This is a genomic window from Rhodococcus sp. IEGM 1330 (genome assembly GCF_033142445.1).
Taxonomy (GTDB): Bacteria; Actinomycetota; Actinomycetes; order Mycobacteriales; family Mycobacteriaceae; genus Rhodococcoides.
In genome coordinates, this window is the sequence record NZ_JAWLSB010000001.1 from 751,409 (window position 1) to 769,687 (window position 18,279).

The following is an 18,279-nucleotide window of genomic DNA, read 5'->3' on the forward strand; positions in this document are numbered from 1 at the left end:
TTCTTGCGTAACGGCGCGCCAACCGGTGTGCAGGAGAATGGAGGGTGTACGTGAGTCCCGAGGATATGTTGGCCAACTCCGGCAACGCCGCGTGGATGCTGATGGCAGCATCGCTGGTACTGCTGATGACGCCGGGCTTGGCGTTCTTCTACGGCGGTATGTCGCAGTCGAAGTCCGTGTTGAACATGATGATGATGTCGTTCGGAGCTATGGCCGTCGTCTCGATCATCTATTTCCTGTGGGGTTGGTCGATGTCCTACGGCACCCAGGACATCGGCGGAGTCTTCGCCAACCCGTTCGAGTTCTTCGGACTCAAGGATTCGATCACCGATGCGGACGGCAACTACATCGCCGGCGCATGGGGTTACGCCAACGTCATCGACGTGGCATTCCAGGTCACCTTCGCCATCATCACGGTGGCACTGATCAGCGGCTCGATCGCCGGTCGCGTCAAGTACGGCACCTGGCTCGCCTTCTCCGGCATCTGGGTCACTCTGGCCTACTTCCCGTTGGCGCACATGGTCTGGGGTGGCGGACTGCTCTCCGGATCCGAGAACGGTCTTGCCGCAATGATCTTCGGCACCACCGACGACGGTGAAGGTGGACTCGTCGCCAACGTCGCTCCGATCGACTTCGCCGGTGGCACCGTCGTGCACATCAACGCCGGTATCGCGGGCCTGATTCTGGCGATCATCATCGGCAAGCGCGCCGGCTTCGGCAAGGTCGCCTACCGCCCGCACAACCTTCCGTTCGTCATGCTCGGCGCAGCGCTGCTGTGGTTCGGCTGGTTCGGGTTCAACGCCGGTTCCGCCTTCGCAGCCGACGGCATCGCAGGCGTGGCCTGGGTCAACACCACTGCGGCTACCGCAGCTGCCATCGCGGGCTGGCTCATCACCGAGCGCATTCGTGACGGCCACGCCACCAGCCTCGGCGCTGCCTCGGGCATCGTCGCAGGTCTCGTCGCCATCACCCCGGCCGCAGGCGCACTCACACCGGTCGGCGCAATGATCCTCGGCGTCATCGCCGGCGTGCTCTCCGCGCTGGCTGTCGGCCTGAAGTTCAAGTTCGGCTACGACGACTCGCTCGACGTCGTGGGCGTTCACCTGGTCGCAGGCCTGTGGGGAACGATCGGAATCGGCTTCCTCGCATCCGAGACCGGCCTGTTCTACGGCGGCGATTACAAGCAGCTCGTCGTGCAGATCGTCATCGCACTGTTCGCGCTGATCTTCACCGCAATCGTCACCGCGGTCATCGCGCTCGCGCTCAAGCCTCTCGGCTGGCGTGTGTCGGACGAGGAGGAGGCGAACGGCATCGACGAAGCCGAGCACGCCGAGACTGCATATGATTTCGCCTGACAAGGTAGAGATAGACGTGAACGCTGCACCGTACGACAACGGGCACTCGAGGTCTTGTGAAGGGAAGCAAAAATGAAGCTGATCACGGCAATCGTCAAACCGTTCACCCTGGAGGACGTCAAGACGGGGCTGGAGCAGGCCGGCGTACTCGGAATGACAGTCAGTGAAGTTCAGGGTTACGGCCGCCAGAAGGGGCACACCGAGGTCTACCGAGGTGCGGAGTACTCGGTCGACTTCGTGCCCAAGGTGCGGGTCGAGGTAGTCGTCGACGACGCCGCAGTGGAGAAGGTCGTCGAGGTCATCGTCGAGGCTGCGCGCACCGGCAAGATCGGTGACGGCAAGGTCTGGGTTTCCCCGGTCGATTCGGTCATCCGAGTCCGCACCGGAGAACGTGGCGCTGATGCACTCTGACCCCAAAGGGTCTCGGGCCGTGGGCCCCGGTTCTGGCGCGAAAGCGTCAGGATCGGGGCCTTCGGTCTCCACGGGCTCCGCATCGAAGGGCACGAGCGATGCTGCAGCAGATCTCGCTCGGGCCAGAAAACAACTACTCGACGGCGGAACACGCAATCGTCGTCTCGATGCACCCTCGCTCCGGCAGGCTCTGGTCGATCTCCACGAGTTCTGGCTGACCACCAAAGGTGCCGAGCTCGGGATCAAACCGGACTCCGGTTTCGCGATCGTCGCCGTCGGCGGTCTTGCTCGTCGTGAACTGCTGCCGTATTCGGATCTGGACCTGATACTGCTGCACGACGATCTCGAACCACGCATCGTCTCCGATGTCGCCGACAAGCTCTGGTACCCACTGTGGGACGCGCACATCAAGCTCGACCACAGCGTGCGAACGGTGCCGCAGGCTCTGCAGGTCGCTGCAGCCGACATGACGGCATCGCTCGGTATGCTCGAGGCGCGTCACATCGCCGGTGACGTCGAATTGAGCAATCTTCTCATCGGCGGCGTACGTCGCCAGTGGCGCAACGGTATTCGAGGGCGTTTCGACGAGCTGATCGAGCAGACCCGCGGGCGGTGGTCGCGCAGCGGAGAGATCGCACACCGCGCCGAACCCGATCTCAAGAGCGGCCGCGGGGGACTGCGCGACGTCCAGTTGCTCGACGCCCTCTCCATCGCGCAGTTGACCGACGGTATGCCCGGGCTCGGACCCGAATCACCCGGTGGCGGTTTGGCGTTCGCGCACGGACGCCTGTTGGACGTGCGCACCGAACTGCACCGCGTCGCCGGTCGAGCACGGGATCAACTGCGGGCCCAGGACGCCGACGAGATCGGTGCCGCGCTGCGAATCGGTGACCGCTTCGATCTCGCTCGCGTACTGAGCGATTCGGCTCGCACCATCAGCTACTCGGTCGACGTCGGACTGCGTACCGCCGGCAATTCGCTTCCTCGAAAGGGCCTTTCGCGCCTTCGTCGAGTTCCGGTCCGTCGTCCACTGGACGAGGGAGTCGTCGAACATGCCGGTGAGGTGGTTCTCGCCCGCGACGCTCGACCGAACAAGGACCCCGGCCTGATCATGCGCGTCGCCGCCGCCTCGGCACAGACCGGAATGCCGATGTCTGCCTCGACCCTGAACCGGCTGTCCGACAGCGCCCCCGAACTCCGTGAGCCCTGGCCCAAGGAAGCTCTGAACGATCTGCTCGTGTTGCTCGGATCGGGTCGCAAAGCCATCGCGGCCATCGAAGCGCTCGACCGAACCGGACTGTGGGGCAGGCTCATTCCGGAGTGGGGCGCGGTACGCGATCTTCCGCCGCGAGATGCCGTGCACACGTGGACGGTCGATCGGCACCTGGTTGAAACTGCTTCCTACGCAAGCGCATTGACCACTCGCGTCGCACGGCCGGATCTGCTGGTGCTCGGCGCGTTGATTCACGACATCGGCAAGGGGCGCGGCGGCGACCACAGCGTCGTCGGTGCCGACCTGGCCATCCAGATCGGCAACAGGCTCGGACTGTGGCCGTCCGACGTGGCACTGCTGACGGCGATGGTGCGATACCACCTGCTGCTGCCGGAGACCGCCACCAGACGCGACCTCGACGACCCCGCAACCGTGCAAACCGTCGTCGACGCACTCGGTGCCGACACCATTCTGCTCGAGCTGCTTCACGCACTGGCAGAGGCGGATTCGCTCGCCACCGGCCCCGGGGTGTGGGGAGACTGGAAGGCCTCGCTCATCCGCGAGCTCGTGCGTCGCTGCCGATTGGTGATGGCGGGGGAGAGTCTGCCCTCCCCGGATCCACTCGACCCGGCGCACATCGAACTTGCAGCGCGGGGAGGCGTCCACGTCGACATCGCGCCGACCGACGGGCTGCACACCTTCGTCGTCACCGTCATCGCGCCCGACACGCCCGGGCTGCTCTCCGACGCCGCGGGAGTCCTCGCACTGCATTCGCTACGCGTGCTCTCGGCCTCCCTCGGGAGTCACGAGGGGTCGGCGATCAACTCGTTCGACGTCGCGCCGCTCTTCGGATCCCCGCCGCAGGCCGGTCTACTGCGGCAGGAAATCATCCGCGCCCAGGCCGGCGAACTCGACCTCGTCGCCGTGCTGGACGCCAAGGAACGCGACGCCAGAGCCGAAACCGTCGAGGACGACGCCGAGGATTCGGCCGTCCCGGTTCTCTACGCTCAAGCGCCGCCTCGGGTGCTCTGGTTCGACGACAACGAACCAGGTCAGGTGGTGCTCGAGCTACGAGCAGAGGACCGGCTCGGTCTGCTCTGCCGATTGGCCAGTGCAATCGAACAGCAGGGATCGGACATCCGGTGGGCCCGCGTCTCGACTCTGGGCAGCTCGGTGGTCGACTCCTTCTGCATCGACCTGGCGGGAGCAGACAGCAGGGCGGTCCGCGAAGACCTCGAGCGAGCGATCCTCGCAGTCGTACCTGCCCCGGAACCGCCCAAGCCCCCGGAGAAGCCGGAAGGCACCTGACCGCGGGTCGGAATGCGAAAGCAGACCGACTCGCGCTGGTGACTTTTCACGAACTTCCGGCCGACGGGCCTGCCGCCGATGCCGATTTGTTACATTCGTCGCCAACGCAGAAACGACACTCTCATCCGTTCCTGCAGGCTCCACACTGCTCGAACCACGTTCCAGCAGGCTCCACTCCTGATCATTCGAGAGGCACGAACTGTGGGATCCCACCGACGGTCGACCGTCCATACATCGACCGACATCGCCGCGCGTCCGACGCGCGGCAGACACCGCGCCGTGCAGGACACCCCCGACCTCGGTCGACGGGCGGCAACCATCGTCGCAGCGACCGGCGCGATCGTCGTCGGCGCGACGACGATGGGTGCCGGTACCGCCGCGGCCGCGCCGATCCCGGAGGCACCCGCAGCCGGACTCCCGTTCGCCGTACCGGAGGGTCTACTGCCCGCCGGATTCGAGCTGCCCCAGTTCGAGCTCCCGCAGCTCCTACCCCCACAGTTCGCGCCCCCGCCTGCACCCTCACAGCCCGCACCGCCGGCGGCCGCGCCTACCGAAGCCGCACCTGCTGCGGAATCCGCACCGGCGCCGGCCACCGACCCACTTGCCGCGTTCGGAGTCACCGATCCCGGTGCCGCCGCCCAACAGTGGCTCGACGATGTCGGCCTGGGGCAGTTGGGTGCGGAGTCCCCCCTGGAGAGCCTGCGCTCGCTGAAGAAGGGCACAGTGCAGCCCGTGGCAGGGGTGTTGACGTCCAACTTCGGCTCGCGATGGGGCACTCAGCACACCGGCCTCGACATCGCGGCACCCATCGGGACGCCCATTTACGCCGCCGCCGACGGCACCGTGTCCGACGCAGGACCGGCCTCCGGCTTCGGTCTCTGGGTCAAGGTGCGGCACGACGACGGCACCGAGACGGTCTACGGACACGTCAACGACTTCTCCGTTCATCCCGGCCAGCGCGTGTCGGCCGGCGAGCAGATTGCCACCGTGGGCAACCGTGGCCAGTCGACAGGCCCACATCTGCACTTCGAGGTGCACGATCCTTCCGGCGTCAAGGTCGACCCCTCGCTGTGGCTCGCGACGCGGGGTGTGGCAGTGACGTGGAGTGATTCCGCGCGCAAAGCCTGACCGGTCGGCATCGGCACGTTCGACACGACAGTCGAACGCCCCAGCGACGACGCGGCGTGCTGCCGCTAGTCTGGAGACCGTGCCGGATTCGGCTCGTTTTCGGTGATCGGCTAGCTCAGGAGTGCAATCGGTGTTCGAATCCCTTTCAGACAGGTTGACCGGGACTCTCAAGGACCTGCGTGGCAAAGGTCGACTGTCCGGCGCGGATATCGACGCCACGGCCCGTGAGATCCGTCTGGCCCTGCTCGAAGCGGACGTGGCACTGCCCGTCGTACGTGAGTTCATCAACCGCATCAAGGTCCGGGCCAAGGGTGCCGAGGTTTCGGGCGCGCTCAACCCCGCCCAGCAGGTAGTCAAGATCGTCAACGAGGAATTGGTCGGCATCCTCGGCGGCGAGACCCGCAGGCTCGTCTTCGCCAAGAACCCGCCCACAGTGATCATGCTCGCCGGTCTGCAGGGTTCGGGTAAGACGACGCTGGCGGGCAAGCTCGCGAAATGGCTCAAGGGCCAGGGCCACACCCCACTGCTCGTCGCGTGCGACCTTCAGCGTCCCGGTGCCGTGAGCCAGCTGCAGATCGTGGGCGAGCGCGCCGGTGCCGCCGTCTTCGCGCCGCATCCGGGCACGTCCATCGGCGGCGGGGACAATGCACTCGGAGTCTCGGCAGCGGATCCCGTCGAGGTTGCCCGGGCCGGCATCGCCGAGGCTCGTAGCAAGCAGTACGACGTGGTCATCGTCGACACTGCAGGCCGCCTCGGCATCGACACCGAGCTGATGAGTCAGGCCGCGGGAATTCGTGACGCGGTCCAGCCGGACGAGACACTGTTCGTTCTCGACGCGATGGTCGGTCAGGATGCCGTCAGCACCGCCGAGGCGTTCCGTGACGGCGTCGGCTTCACCGGTGTCGTTCTCACCAAGCTCGACGGCGATGCTCGCGGCGGTGCCGCGCTGAGCGTCCGCGAGGTCACCGGCCAGCCGATCATGTTCGCGTCGACCGGTGAGAAGCTCGAGGACTTCGACGTCTTCCACCCCGATCGCATGGCCAGCCGCATCCTTGGCATGGGTGACGTGCTGAGCCTCATCGAGCAGGCCGAACAGCACTTCGACGCCGAGCAGGCCGAGGCCACCGCCAACAAGATCGGCTCGGGGCAGCTCACCCTCGACGACTTCCTCGAACAGATGATGGCCGTCCGCAAGATGGGTCCCATCGGAAACCTGCTGGGCATGCTGCCCGGTGCCGGTCAGATGAAAGAGCTGGCCAACGTCGACGAGAAGCAACTCGATCGAGTGCAGGCGATCATCCGTGGCATGACGCCGCAGGAGCGTACCGATCCCAAGATCATCAACGCCTCCAGGCGATTGCGTATCGCGAACGGTTCGGGAGTCAAGGTCTCCGACGTCAATCAGCTGGTCGATCGGTTCTTCGAGGCACGCAAGATGATGTCTGCGATGGCTGGTCGAATGGGCATGTCGGGCGCGCGCAAGCAGGTGCGGAACAACAGCAAGAAGGGCAAGAAAGGCAAGAAGGGTGCTCGCGGCCCGACCCAGCCGAAGATCCGCGGCGGATTCCCCGGCATGCCGGGCGGCATGCCCGCGGGAATGCCCGACCTGTCGTCGATGCCCAAGGGTCTCGATCAGTTGCCGCCAGGGCTCGAGGGAATCGACCTCTCTCAGCTGAAACTGCCGAAGAAGTAAGCGCGCGCACGTGTCGGCCATGCGGGTGCGGGGCCGCGGACTGCCGGACGGGACGGAGATCGACCTCTGGATCGACGGCGGCGTTCTGTCGACCGAGCCGATTGCGGACGTGGATTTCGTCCACGACGGCGGCTGGATTCTGCCCGGTCTGGTCGACGCCCACTGCCATGTCGGGATCGAATACGGCGGGGGACACACCGACCTGATGGGGTCGATCCGGCAGGCCGAGACCGAGCGAGGCGTCGGCGCGCTGCTGCTGCGCGACGCCGGGTCCCCGGTCGACACGCGAGCGCTGGACGAGCGCGAGGACCTTCCTCGGATCATCCGAGCGGGCCGCCACATCGCATCACCCAAGCGATACATCCCGGGTCTGGCGATCGACATCGAGGACGAATCGCAACTGCCTGAGGCGGTGGCTCAGCAGGCTCGGTTCGGCGACGGCTGGGTCAAGCTCGTCGGCGACTGGATCGACCGCTCGGTGGGAGATCTCCGACCGCTGTGGAACGACTCGATCCTCGTCGACGCCATCGCCGCTGCTCACGCTGAGGGCGCGCGGGTGACCGCCCACGTGTTCGGCGAGGATGCCCTGCCCGGACTCATCGCGGCGGGAATCGACTGCATAGAACACGGCACCGGCCTGACCGACGAAACGGTCGAGATGATGGTCGATCACGGCACCGCTCTGGTACCGACGCTGATCAACATCGAGACGTTCCCCGGTATCGCCGATTCCGCCACCCGGTATCCGGTCTACGCCCGGCACATGCGGGCGCTGCACGAACGCGTCGCCGATACCGTCGGACGAGCTCACGACGCAGGCATTCCCATCTACGCAGGTACCGACGCCGGTGGTTCGATCGCGCACGGCCGCATCGCCGACGAGGTCGCCGCACTCGCTGCCGTCGGACTCTCACCGACCGACGCGCTCGGTGCTGCCTGCTGGGACGCCCGCTCATGGCTGGGTCGGCAGGGGCTCGAGCACGGCGCGCCCGCTGATCTCGTCCTCTATTACGAAGATCCTCGAGGGGGACCGGATGTGCTGTCCAACCCGGATCTGGTGATCCTGCGCGGACGCGTGACCGACCGGCGCGGCCGCACGACGAGTGGATCGACGGCCCGAGGGTGACCAATCCGAGAAGCTTTGCAGGACAATCTGATCCGGACCGCCCCAGCTGGGCTGGAATGGCACCGATGAATCATGTTCAGCAGCAAGGATCGGGATTGTCCGAAACCTACTGGCGAGCCGAGCAGGCCGCGCTCGAACGTAGAAGCGGTCAGCGGTGGGGACTACCGGCCGCGGCGCTGGTGCTGGGGCTCAATCTGGCGGGATTCCTGATGCTCGGGCTCGTCGTGACGTCGGACGCCTCGGCCGTCTTCGTGGTGGGCATCATGATTCCGAGCCTGCTCGCTGCGGGACTGGCGGTGGCGATCTCGATGTCGCGGGGCAACGGACCCGTCGTCGACTTCGGCCTCCCCAGATCCATCCCCGAATTCCTCGGTCACCTCCGATCCGGGTTGGCGTGGGGTGGCGTTGCGGTGGTCGGTGGCCTCCTGCTGGCGCTGATTCTGTTGTCCGGTATCGAGTTGGACGACCCGACGCCGCTGGGCAACGTCACCGATGCGGCCGTCGGCTGGAAAATCGCTCTGGCCGTGTGGATCTGGATCGGTGCACCGATCTGCGAGGAAACGATGTTCCGCGGCATGTTGTGGGGGGCACTCGAGAAACGCACCCGCCCGATGCCCATGGCCTGGTTGGGCAATCGATGGGTCGTGCTGGTGATCACCGCGGTGTTGTTCGCGATCTGGCACCGCGAGTGGTGGCGCTTCGTGGTGCTGCTGTGGGGAGGATTCGCGATCGGTATCGCACGAATGCGCTCCGGTTCGATCGTCGCGTCGACCACGGCACACTCGGTGAACAACACCCTCCCTGCGCTGGTGATCCTGCTGGCGTGACGGGAGTGGTTCGGCAGGCCCGATTCACCGATCGTGCTGCCTGTCTGGCACAATGAACAGCTGTTCGCCCGTCATCCGGTTACGTACCGCGCGGCGGTCACGACAAACCTCAACGCAAAACCGGGTTCGCATGCCGTGCGAACCGCTGAATTGCGCCGTGACCAACTTTCGAAAGGCTCCACCAGAACATGGCTGTCAAGATCAAGCTCATGCGTATCGGCAAGATCCGCACCCCGCACTACCGCGTCGTCATCTCCGATGCCCGCACCCGTCGTAACGGCCGTGCGATCGAGACCATCGGCACGTACGAGCCCAAGCAGGACCCCAGCATCATCGAGATCAACTCCGAGCGGGCTCAGTACTGGTTGGGCGTCGGCGCACAGCCGACCGAGCCTGTCGAGGTACTGCTCAAGATCACCGGTGACTGGCAGAAGTTCAAGGGCCTCCCCGGCGCCGAGGGAACCCTCCGCCTCGCCGAGCCCAAGCCGTCCAAGCTCGACGTGTTCAACGCCGCTCTGGCGCAGGCAGACTCCGAGCCCCAGGGCGAGGCCACCACCGCCAAGAAGAAGAAGGCCCCGAAGGCCGACGACGCCGCTGCGGAGACCACCGACGCTGCAGCAACCGAGACGGCAGACGCGCCGGCCGCCGAGGCTGCTGAGAAGTGAGTGCCGTTGTCGCCGATGCTGTCGAACACCTCGTTCGCGGCATCGTCGCCAATCCCGATGACGTTCGCGTCGAGATGATCACCGGCCGTCGTGGCCGCACCGTGGAAGTCCACGTGCACCCCGACGATCTGGGCAAGGTCATCGGACGTGGCGGTCGTACCGCCACGGCGCTGCGCACGCTCGTCTCGGGAATCGGTGGTCGCGGCATCCGTGTCGACGTGGTCGACACGGACCAGTAGGTCACGCACCCATCATGGAGCTGGTCATCGGCCGTGTTGCAAAGTCGCACGGCATCAAAGGCGAAGTCGTCGTCGAGGTTCGCACCGACAACCCCGACGATCGCTTCGCCGAAGGAACCGTTCTCTCGGGCCGCAAGCCTCGATCGAATGCCGAACCAGCCTCGTACACAGTGGACGCCGTCCGGGAACACTCCGGGCGGCTTCTGCTGCGTCTGAACGGTATCGACGACAAGACGGCCGCAGACCAACTTCGTGGCGTTTTGTTCTTCGTCGAATCCACCGACCTTCCTCCCTCCGACGACCCGGACGAGTACTACGACCACGAACTCGAAGGCCTCACGGTGATCCTGACCGATGGCACCGTCGTGGGAACGGTCCGCGAAGTCCTCCACTCTGCAGCTGGGGAGCTGCTCTCCATCACGCCGAGTCCAGGTTTCGGCGAAGCGACCCGCGCCGAAATTCTCGTGCCGTTCGTGGCGGCCATCGTGACGTCGGTGTCGTTGGCCGACAAGACGATCGAGATCGATCCGCCCGAGGGTCTGCTGGATCCGGAGTAGATCGTGCGCCTCGACGTCGTCACCATCTTTCCCGAATACCTCACGCCGCTCCGAACTGCCCTGCTGGGCAAAGCAATCGACCGCGGCCTCGTCTCGGTCGAGGTTCATGATCTGCGATCGTGGACTCACGATGTGCACAAGGCCGTCGACGATTCGCCCTACGGCGGTGGGCCGGGAATGGTCATGAAGCCGACAGTGTGGGGAGACGCACTCGACGACGTGCTGACCGACGATTCTCTCCTCGTCGTTCCGACTCCGGCCGGTGTGCCGTTCACACAGCGGACAGCCGAGCGATGGTCCTCCGAACAGCATCTCGTATTCGCCTGCGGCCGATACGAAGGCATCGATCAACGCGTGTTCGACGACGCCGCACGTCGCGTCCGGGTCGAGGAAGTCAGCATCGGCGATTACGTGCTCATCGGCGGCGAAGCGGCCGTCCTGGTCATGGCCGAGGCCGTGGTGCGACTGATGCCAGGGGTCCTGGGCAATCAGCAGTCGCACCAGGAGGATTCGTTCTCCGACGGTCTGCTCGAAGGACCCAGTTACACGCGCCCCGCACAGTGGCGCGATCTCGACGTTCCGTCGGTGCTTCTCTCGGGTGATCACGCGAAGATCGCTGCGTGGCGTCGAGAGCAATCACTGGACAGGACCGCCGAGCGTCGTCCGGACCTGCTGCAGGACTGACGAATTCAGCTGACGGTGCCCTCGGGGAAGAGCATCGAGACGAAGCCGGTGAGAGTTTCCCTGGCATGCAGTGCGCTGGCGTCGTCGCTGACGTCGACGACGGCGGTGTCAGGATAGCGTTCCATGTCGTCTGCGTAGAAGATGTCCTCGCGTGACGACAGAGCCAGAACGTAGCGGTTGTCGACACCGATCGTGCCTGTCGACAGGTGTACCCACCGATCGGACACGCAGCACATCCAGCCCTGTTTCACAGCGTGCACGCTCTCGCCCGGCAAACCGTCGACGATCCCGAAATGTTGCTTGTAGCCGTCCGCGGCAATCGGTGCCGAACGCCGCAGCATTCCGATCACCACGTCTGTCGAGGCAGTCGTCAGACCGCCGCTGCCGCCCAGCAACCCAGCGTAGTAACCGACCAGGTCGCTGGGAGTGGTCTCGGTGTTGTACCACTGGTCGTCGCCGGGAGCTGTGGTGCTCGTCAAGCCGTAGCGAGCTGCAACCGTGCGCACGATCTCGGACGAGCCGTAGCGGTACCAGAGCGTGTACGCGGCGTTGTCGTCGGACAACTCGAGCATGCTGCTCATGGTGGCCAGGTCGTCGTCAGACACCGGACGGTTCTCCGACTGCGCCCGGAACAACACCTCGTCGGCTATGAAGAGTTTGGACACCGACGCGGTTTCGACCTGAACATCGGCATTGCTGCTGTAGAACGAGCCTGTCCGACGATCCAGCAGCGCGAAATCGACATCGGCACCACGGGCCTGCGCCGACGCGATCGCCATCGGGATACGAGCTTCGAGGGCTACGCCGTCGACCTTCTTCATATCGGGAAAGGGCGATGCCGACGTCTCGGCGGTTTCCTTCGAGACGGAGTCACCGATCTGATCGTCGGGAGGAACCGAGCACCCGGCCAACAACAGGGAGGCGCAGGCTGCAGCCAGGAATCGAGACCCCCTGACCATCCGCGTATCTCTCCCACACGTTGAACCGCTGACCGACTTGTCCCACAGTAGCGGTAGGGTCCATCGCCGTGACCACTGCTCTGAAATCTGTGAACAAGCGCATAGCCGAAGAACTCGACGTTCGTGAAGAACAGGTTCGTGCCGCCGTGGAACTGCTCGACGGCGGGTCGACGGTCCCGTTCATCGCGCGCTACCGCAAGGAAGTCACCGGCACCCTCGACGACACGCAGCTGCGTCACCTCGACGAGCGGCTGCGGTACCTGCGCGAGCTCGACGAGCGCCGAGACGCCGTCATCGAGTCCATCCGCTCGCAGGGCAAGCTCGACGACGCGCTCGAGCAGTCGTTGATGGCGGCCGACACCAAGGCGCGCGTCGAGGACATCTACCTGCCGTTCAAGCCCAAGCGTCGAACCAAGGCTCAGATCGCGCGTGAGGCCGGGCACGAGCCCGTCGCCGACGCCCTGTTCTCCGATCCCACCACCGACCCGGCGCAGTTCGATCAGGAGCAACTCGACGGCGCGCGGGCGATTCTCGTCGAGCGTTTCGCCGAGGACGCGGACCTGGTGGGTGAACTGCGTGAACTGATGTGGACGTCCGGCAAGCTCGTCGCGTCGGTTCGCAAGGGCAAGGAGGAGGAGGGTGCCAAGTTCTCCGATTACTTCGAGTTCTCGGAACCGTTCACGAGCCTGCCCTCGCACCGCATCCTCGCCACGCTCAGAGGCGAGAAGGAAGAAGTACTCTCGCTCGGCTTCGAGCCCGAGCGTGACGAACCGACCCCCGGGGTGCCGAGCGTCTACGAGGGTCGGATCGCCACCAAGTTCGGGATCGCGAATCGAGGACGGCCAGCCGACAAGTGGCTGCTCGATACCGTCCGATGGGCGTGGCGCACCAAGATGCTGGTGACCGTCTCCCTCGATACTCGTATGCGACTGCGCCAATCCGCCGAGAAGGATGCCGTCGACGTGTTCGCGAGCAACCTCAAGGACCTGTTGCTCGCCGCGCCGGCGGGCAACCGCACCACGATGGGCCTGGACCCGGGCTTCCGTACCGGCACCAAGGTCGCCATCGTCGACGCCACCGGAAAGGTCGTCGACTTCGACACCATCTACCCGCACAAGCCGCAGGGCAAGTGGGATCAGGCGGTGGCCACCCTCGCCGGCCTGGCCGCCAAGCACAAGGTCGAACTGATCGCCATCGGCAACGGCACCGCATCGCGTGAAACCGACTCGCTGGCAGCAGAATTGATCGCCAAGTTCCCTGCCGCCAACCTGACCAAGGTGGTGGTGTCCGAGGCCGGAGCGTCGGTGTACTCCGCCTCCGCGTACGCCTCGAGCGAGCTGCCCGAACTGGATGTGTCGATACGCGGTGCCGTCTCGATTGCCCGCAGGTTGCAGGATCCGCTGGCCGAGCTGGTCAAGATCGATCCCAAGTCCATCGGCGTCGGGCAGTACCAGCACGATATTTCCGAAACCCTGCTGGCCCGATCACTCGGTGCCGTCGTGGAGGACGCGGTGAACGCCGTCGGTGTCGACGTCAACACCGCGTCGGTACCGTTGCTCTCGCGGGTCTCCGGAATCGCCGGCTCTCTTGCCGAGAGCATCGTGGCGCACCGCGACCAGAACGGTCCGTTCTCCACCCGCAGCACACTCAAGGACGTACCGCGCCTGGGCCCCAAGGCTTTCGAGCAGTGCGCCGGATTCCTCCGCATCTCCGGGGGAGAGGATCCGCTGGACCGCTCGAGTGTTCACCCTGAGGCATATCCCGTCGTGCGGCGCATCGTCGGCAAGGCCGGCGTCGGAGTGCGGGAGGTCATCGGCAACACGGCACTGTTGCGCGGACTCGACCCTGCCGAACTCGCCGACGAGCGATTCGGTCTGCCCACCGTCACGGACATCATTTCCGAACTCGAGAAGCCGGGACGCGACCCTCGTCCCGAGTTCAAGACCGCGACCTTCGCCGCCGGTATCGAGAAGGTCGCAGACCTGAAGCCGGGCATGACGCTCGAGGGAATCGTGACCAACGTGGCGGCGTTCGGGGCATTCGTCGACGTCGGTGTGCATCAGGACGGGCTCGTGCACGTCTCGGCGATGTCGCACAACTTCGTCAAGGACCCGCGCGAGGTCGTCAAGTCCGGCGACGTCGTGCGCGTCAAGGTCATGGAGGTCGACATCCCCCGTCAGCGCATCGGTCTGAGTCTGCGGCTGGACGACGAACCCGGAGTGACCGGCGGCAAGGACGCCGCCCGCGGGCAGCAGGGCGACCGGCCTCGAGGCCAGGGACGGGCCGCGGGCGCGAATCAGACCGGTCGCGGGCGAGACGCACGCCCGCAACGGGATCGCCGAACGGCCGGGGGCGCAGGCGCGGCGACACCGGCTGCCGGTTCGATGGCCGAAGCGCTTCGGAAGGCGGGATTCGGAAAGTAGCGAGCGGTTCCTCGGTCGATGCTGCCCTGGGCGGTCCCGCACGCGAATAGTGTGAAACGCGATCACCGGTCGTTCGGCGGTTCGGCAGGAAGGACGTGAGGCACACGTGAGGTGGTTGCAACACGGGGTCATCGATCACGGCCGCCTGCCTCTGCTGTGTTTTCTGCTGGGACTGTTGGTGGGGTTCCTGCTGATCCGACTCAGCGTCAGGATGATTCGCGCAGACGTGAAGTGGTGGCCGGGAAACATCACGCCCGGCGGGCAGCACATCCACCATGTCGTGTTCGGAATCGTGCTGATGCTGCTGGCGGGAATCGGCTTGATCGCGGTGTACGTCGACGGTTCCGAGTCGGTCGGGGCGGTGCTGGCGGCCATCTTCGGTATCGGCGCTGCTCTCGTCCTCGACGAGTTCGCGTTGATCTTCTATCTCCGTGATGTCTACTGGTCCGAACAAGGCCGCACGTCGGTGGACGCCGTGTTCGCGGCAGTGGCGTTCACCGGCCTGCTGCTGCTCGGCTTCCACCCTCTCGAGTTGTTGAGCCCGGCCGATTTCCGGGCCGATCCTGATCCGTGGGTTCGCGGAGCGTTGGCCGCGTTGGCGCTGGCCAATCTGGCGCTCGGCGTCGTCGTCCTGCTCAAGGGCAAGATCTGGACCGGACTGCTCGGGCTGTTCGTGCTGCCGATTCTGGTTCTGGCCGCAGTGCGGTTGAGCAGGCCGAGCGCACCGTGGGCGAGGTGGCGCTACACCACCAGGCCGAAGAAGATGGAACGCGCTCTGCGCCGGGAGAAGCGGTGGCGGCGTCCGATCATCCGGGCCAAGATCTATCTCCAGGACGCGATCGCCGGCAAGCCGAGCATCGTGCATGCACGTGAGGCCACCGAGCACGAATTGGCGCGGACGGTATTACCTGCGCCGATGGCGAGCGGGACGGCTGCAAGCCGAGAAGCGCCGATTTCGTCGAACGCCTGATGGTCTGGCACAATGGTCGGGTTGCCTCTAGCAGGCACGGACCTCACTCGGAGTACGAACCAGTCGAGCCGTTGTATCAGCGAGCCGCTCGGTTCCTCTACTCATGCGCAGAACGCAAGGATGGCACAACCGATGAACACTCTGGACTTTCTCGACAATCAGTCGCTGCGTAGCGACATCCCCGATTTCCGCCCCGGCGACACACTGAACGTGCACGTCAAGGTCATCGAAGGCTCGAAGGAGCGCATTCAGATTTTCAAGGGCGTCGTCATCCGACGTCAGGGCGGTGGCGTTCGCGAAACGTTCACGGTCCGCAAGGTCTCGTTCGGCGTCGGCGTCGAGCGCACCTTCCCGGTGCACAGCCCCAACATCGCGCAGTTCGAGGTCCTCACCCGTGGTGACGTCCGTCGCGCCAAGCTCTACTACCTCCGCGATCTGCGTGGCAAGGCCGCCAAGATCAAGGAAAAGCGCTGACCGGTTCTCCCGGACACATCAGTTCACACCATGCCGCGTCGCCCGTCAGGGCGACGCGGCATGGTGCTTTCTCCCCACTGTCGTCCCGCGTTTCACCCGGCCGACGAGCGGATCGACAGCCGCGAACCGCCCATGCGTAGACCGTCCGGCCGTGCGGGCGACTGTTCCGGCTAACCTGATCACGTGACGCAGTCCCCACAGGATCCAACCGACGAGCCCGACGACGAGTCTTCACGGAAAAAGCGTCGGGAACGCAAGCCCCGATCGTTCTGGCGTGAGCTTCCCATTCTCATTCTGGTAGCGCTGGTACTGAGTTTCCTGCTCCAGACATTCGTTGCCCGGGTCTATCTGATCCCGTCCGAATCGATGGAGCCGACCTTGCACGGCTGCACCGGCTGCACCGGTGACCGCATCGTGGTGGAGAAGATCGGATACCGGTTCGGCGATCCGAAGCCCGGTGACATCGTCGTCTTCCGTGGACCAGATTCGTGGAACGACGAATTCGTGTCACAGCGGTCCGACAATTCGGTGATTCGTGGGGCACAGGAAGTCGGTTCGTTGATCGGCGTTGTCGCTCCCGACGAGAACGATCTGGTCAAGCGTGTCATCGCCACCGGCGGACAGACCGTCGAATGCTGCGACGACCAGGGTCGAGTTCTCGTCGACGGACAGCCGTTGGACGAGCCGTACATCCAGATGGATTTTCCGTTCACCCCGGGGACGATGACGTGCGACACCGAGTTGAAGTCCGGACGATGCTTCGACCCCGTCACCGTGCCGGAAGGCAACATCTGGGTCATGGGTGACAACCGGAGCAACTCGCGAGATTCCCGGTATCACGTCACCGACGAGTTCACCGGCACCGTTCCCCTCGACAACGTGATCGGTAAGGCCGTGTTCATCGCGCTGCCGCCGTCACGAACCGGCATCCTGGATTCTCCCGACATCCAGGGTCGATGACGGCAACCCCCCGACGTGCGCCGCGTGCGCGCGCAACTCTGACTCGGTCGTCGTGGCCGCCGCGTCCGATCATCCGACGAGCGGCCGGCCTACGGACGATGGAATCGGCGCTGGAGCGGGGTGGTCTCGGACCGGTCGCGGGAGTCGACGAAGCGGGAAGAGGAGCATGCGCCGGTCCGCTGACGGTTGCGGCGTGTGTTCTCGGTGCGCGGGCTCATGCAGCTCTCGTGGACCTGGACGACTCGAAGAAGCTGACCGAGCGACGACGCGAGGAGCTCTTCCCCAAGATCCAGAGGCTGGCGCTGGCGTGGTGCGTGGTGTCGATCGATGCGGCCGAGGTCGACCGCATCGGAGTCCACGTGGCGAACATCGAAGGAATGCGACGTGCGGTTGCCGGGCTCGGCATGACCCCGGGCTACGTACTCACCGACGGCTTTCGAGTACCCGGTCTTCCGGTTCCGTCCTTACCGGTGATCGGCGGCGACGCCACCGCAGCGTGCATCGCCGCGGCGAGCGTGCTGGCGAAGGTCTCCAGGGACCGATTGATGGTGCAGCTGGACGAGACGATTCCCGGCTACGGATTTGCCGTGCACAAGGGGTACAGCACGCGCGCGCATTCCGCCGCGATGACGGCACTCGGCCCGAGCAGGGAACATCGCATGTCGTACGCCAACGTCGCCGCGGCGGCCGCAGGAATGTCACGCGAGAGAGTCGACGCCCTGGGGCGAATGGACTGCCCAGACGCACGTGCGCGATGATTGCTTCTCACGCCCGACTGGAGGATGAAAGAGACCGATGAGTGCCGAAGATCTCGAAAAGTACGAAACCGAGATGGAGCTCTCGCTGTATCGCGAGTACCGGGACATCGTGGGTCAGTTCAACTACGTCGTCGAAACCGAGCGTCGGTTCTATCTGGCGAACTCCGTCGAACTCATTCCGCACAACGCCGACGGTGAAATCTACTTCGAATTGCGAATGTCCGACTCGTGGGTGTGGGACATGTATCGCCCCGCCCGTTTCGTCAAGCATGTCCGGGTGATCACCTTCAAGGACGTCAACATCGAAGAGTTGGACAAACCAGATCTTCGTCTGCCGGAATAGCCCACCTGGTCCGACGGTGCGGCGTGACGGAGTCGCCCGAGCGTCGGACACGAGTGAACGTGCCCCACATCCGGCGTCGAAGCTGCGTGCTGCGAACCGCCTGATTCGATGTGATCGCTGCTGTTCCGATTGTATTGCCACACGAAAAACTGGACAGCCGGCCAAATCGGTCCTCATGTCCTGTTT

General features: G+C 65.1%; 18 protein-coding genes. 17 read left to right on the forward strand and 1 reads right to left on the reverse strand.

What is annotated here, in order from left to right; all coding sequences use genetic code 11:
- Positions 1–65 precede the first annotated feature (65 nt).
- From R4P57_RS03420 to trmD, 11 genes are all read left to right on the forward strand, one after another.
- Positions 66–1,355 carry an ammonium transporter gene (locus R4P57_RS03420; RefSeq protein ID WP_317801692.1) on the forward strand — a complete coding sequence of 430 codons (1,290 nt, stop codon included), beginning with the start codon at positions 66–68 and terminating at the stop codon, positions 1,353–1,355.
- A gap of 72 nt (positions 1,356–1,427) precedes the next feature.
- Positions 1,428–1,766 carry a P-II family nitrogen regulator gene (locus tag R4P57_RS03425; RefSeq protein ID WP_019664269.1) on the forward strand — a complete coding sequence of 113 codons (339 nt, stop codon included), beginning with the start codon at positions 1,428–1,430 and terminating at the stop codon, positions 1,764–1,766.
- Entirely contained in the window at positions 1,756–4,287 is a 2,532-nt protein-coding gene (locus tag R4P57_RS03430) for a [protein-PII] uridylyltransferase (protein ID WP_317801454.1), read from the forward strand. Before R4P57_RS03425 ends, R4P57_RS03430 begins: the two co-directional genes overlap by 11 nt.
- Positions 4,288–4,488: 201 nt before the next feature.
- The gene (locus R4P57_RS03435; RefSeq protein ID WP_317801455.1) at positions 4,489–5,415 is read left to right on the forward strand and encodes a M23 family metallopeptidase; all 927 of its coding nucleotides are present in this window, start codon (positions 4,489–4,491) and stop codon (positions 5,413–5,415) included.
- A gap of 130 nt (positions 5,416–5,545) precedes the next feature.
- A complete protein-coding gene (gene ffh, locus R4P57_RS03440) occupies positions 5,546–7,108 on the forward strand; it encodes a signal recognition particle protein (RefSeq protein ID WP_317801456.1) in 1,563 nt (520 codons plus the stop codon).
- Positions 7,109–7,127: 19 nt separating this feature from the next.
- Positions 7,128–8,234 carry an amidohydrolase family protein gene (locus R4P57_RS03445; protein WP_317801693.1) on the forward strand — a complete coding sequence of 369 codons (1,107 nt, stop codon included), beginning with the start codon at positions 7,128–7,130 and terminating at the stop codon, positions 8,232–8,234.
- A 65-nt stretch (positions 8,235–8,299) separates the two neighbouring features.
- Positions 8,300–9,061 (forward strand): type II CAAX endopeptidase family protein, encoded by a 762-nt coding sequence (locus R4P57_RS03450; RefSeq protein ID WP_317801457.1) that lies wholly within the window; start codon positions 8,300–8,302, stop codon positions 9,059–9,061.
- Between the two features lie 188 nt (positions 9,062–9,249).
- The gene (gene rpsP, locus R4P57_RS03455; protein WP_317801458.1) at positions 9,250–9,726 is read left to right on the forward strand and encodes a 30S ribosomal protein S16; all 477 of its coding nucleotides are present in this window, start codon (positions 9,250–9,252) and stop codon (positions 9,724–9,726) included.
- On the forward strand, positions 9,723–9,965 hold the full coding sequence (locus R4P57_RS03460; protein WP_027496687.1) for an RNA-binding protein: 243 nt from the start codon (positions 9,723–9,725) through the stop codon (positions 9,963–9,965). The genes rpsP and R4P57_RS03460 overlap by 4 nt, the downstream gene beginning before the upstream one ends.
- A 14-nt stretch (positions 9,966–9,979) precedes the next feature.
- Complete coding sequence (gene rimM / locus R4P57_RS03465) at positions 9,980–10,522, forward strand: ribosome maturation factor RimM (protein WP_317801459.1); 543 nt, start codon at positions 9,980–9,982, stop codon at positions 10,520–10,522.
- Between the two features lie 3 nt (positions 10,523–10,525).
- On the forward strand, positions 10,526–11,206 hold the full coding sequence (trmD, locus tag R4P57_RS03470; RefSeq protein ID WP_317801460.1) for a tRNA (guanosine(37)-N1)-methyltransferase TrmD: 681 nt from the start codon (positions 10,526–10,528) through the stop codon (positions 11,204–11,206).
- Positions 11,207–11,211: 5 nt separating this feature from the next.
- Here the strand turns inward: trmD and R4P57_RS03475 are convergent, their stop codons facing one another.
- A complete protein-coding gene (locus R4P57_RS03475) occupies positions 11,212–12,165 on the reverse strand; it encodes a serine hydrolase (RefSeq protein WP_317801461.1) in 954 nt (317 codons plus the stop codon).
- Between the two features lie 68 nt (positions 12,166–12,233).
- Here R4P57_RS03475 and R4P57_RS03480 point away from each other — a divergent pair, with 68 nt between their 5' ends.
- From R4P57_RS03480 to R4P57_RS03505, 6 genes are all read left to right on the forward strand, one after another.
- Positions 12,234–14,588 (forward strand): Tex family protein, encoded by a 2,355-nt coding sequence (locus R4P57_RS03480; RefSeq protein ID WP_317801462.1) that lies wholly within the window; start codon positions 12,234–12,236, stop codon positions 14,586–14,588.
- A gap of 115 nt (positions 14,589–14,703) precedes the next feature.
- A complete protein-coding gene (locus tag R4P57_RS03485) occupies positions 14,704–15,558 on the forward strand; it encodes a hypothetical protein (RefSeq protein ID WP_317801694.1) in 855 nt (284 codons plus the stop codon).
- A gap of 132 nt (positions 15,559–15,690) precedes the next feature.
- A complete protein-coding gene (gene rplS, locus R4P57_RS03490; RefSeq protein WP_027496692.1) occupies positions 15,691–16,032 on the forward strand; it encodes a 50S ribosomal protein L19 in 342 nt (113 codons plus the stop codon).
- A 183-nt stretch (positions 16,033–16,215) separates the two neighbouring features.
- The gene (gene lepB, locus R4P57_RS03495) at positions 16,216–16,992 is read left to right on the forward strand and encodes a signal peptidase I (protein WP_317801463.1); all 777 of its coding nucleotides are present in this window, start codon (positions 16,216–16,218) and stop codon (positions 16,990–16,992) included.
- Positions 16,989–17,750: a ribonuclease HII gene (locus tag R4P57_RS03500; RefSeq protein ID WP_317801464.1), complete on the forward strand. Its 762-nt coding sequence runs from the start codon at positions 16,989–16,991 to the stop codon at positions 17,748–17,750. The genes lepB and R4P57_RS03500 overlap by 4 nt, the downstream gene beginning before the upstream one ends.
- Before the next feature lie 37 nt (positions 17,751–17,787).
- On the forward strand, positions 17,788–18,093 hold the full coding sequence (locus tag R4P57_RS03505) for a DUF2469 domain-containing protein (protein WP_008717288.1): 306 nt from the start codon (positions 17,788–17,790) through the stop codon (positions 18,091–18,093).
- The last annotated feature ends 186 nt before the right edge of the window (positions 18,094–18,279 follow it).

Bases quoted from the DNA above. Each gene is read 5' to 3' on its own strand.
- R4P57_RS03420 (WP_317801692.1), top strand. From the start codon at position 66: ATGTTGGCCAACTCCGGCAACGCCGCGTGGATGCTGATGGCAGCATCG.
- R4P57_RS03500 (WP_317801464.1), top strand. From the start codon at position 16,989: ATGACGGCAACCCCCCGACGTGCGCCGCGTGCGCGCGCAACTCTGACT.
- R4P57_RS03505 (WP_008717288.1), top strand. From the start codon at position 17,788: ATGAGTGCCGAAGATCTCGAAAAGTACGAAACCGAGATGGAGCTCTCG.
- rplS (WP_027496692.1), top strand. From the start codon at position 15,691: ATGAACACTCTGGACTTTCTCGACAATCAGTCGCTGCGTAGCGACATC.
- R4P57_RS03475 (WP_317801461.1), bottom strand. From the start codon at position 12,165: ATGGTCAGGGGGTCTCGATTCCTGGCTGCAGCCTGCGCCTCCCTGTTG.
- R4P57_RS03425 (WP_019664269.1), top strand. From the start codon at position 1,428: ATGAAGCTGATCACGGCAATCGTCAAACCGTTCACCCTGGAGGACGTC.
- rpsP (WP_317801458.1), top strand. From the start codon at position 9,250: ATGGCTGTCAAGATCAAGCTCATGCGTATCGGCAAGATCCGCACCCCG.
- rimM (WP_317801459.1), top strand. From the start codon at position 9,980: ATGGAGCTGGTCATCGGCCGTGTTGCAAAGTCGCACGGCATCAAAGGC.
- R4P57_RS03445 (WP_317801693.1), top strand. From the start codon at position 7,128: ATGCGGGTGCGGGGCCGCGGACTGCCGGACGGGACGGAGATCGACCTC.
- R4P57_RS03430 (WP_317801454.1), top strand. From the start codon at position 1,756: ATGCACTCTGACCCCAAAGGGTCTCGGGCCGTGGGCCCCGGTTCTGGC.
- R4P57_RS03450 (WP_317801457.1), top strand. From the start codon at position 8,300: ATGAATCATGTTCAGCAGCAAGGATCGGGATTGTCCGAAACCTACTGG.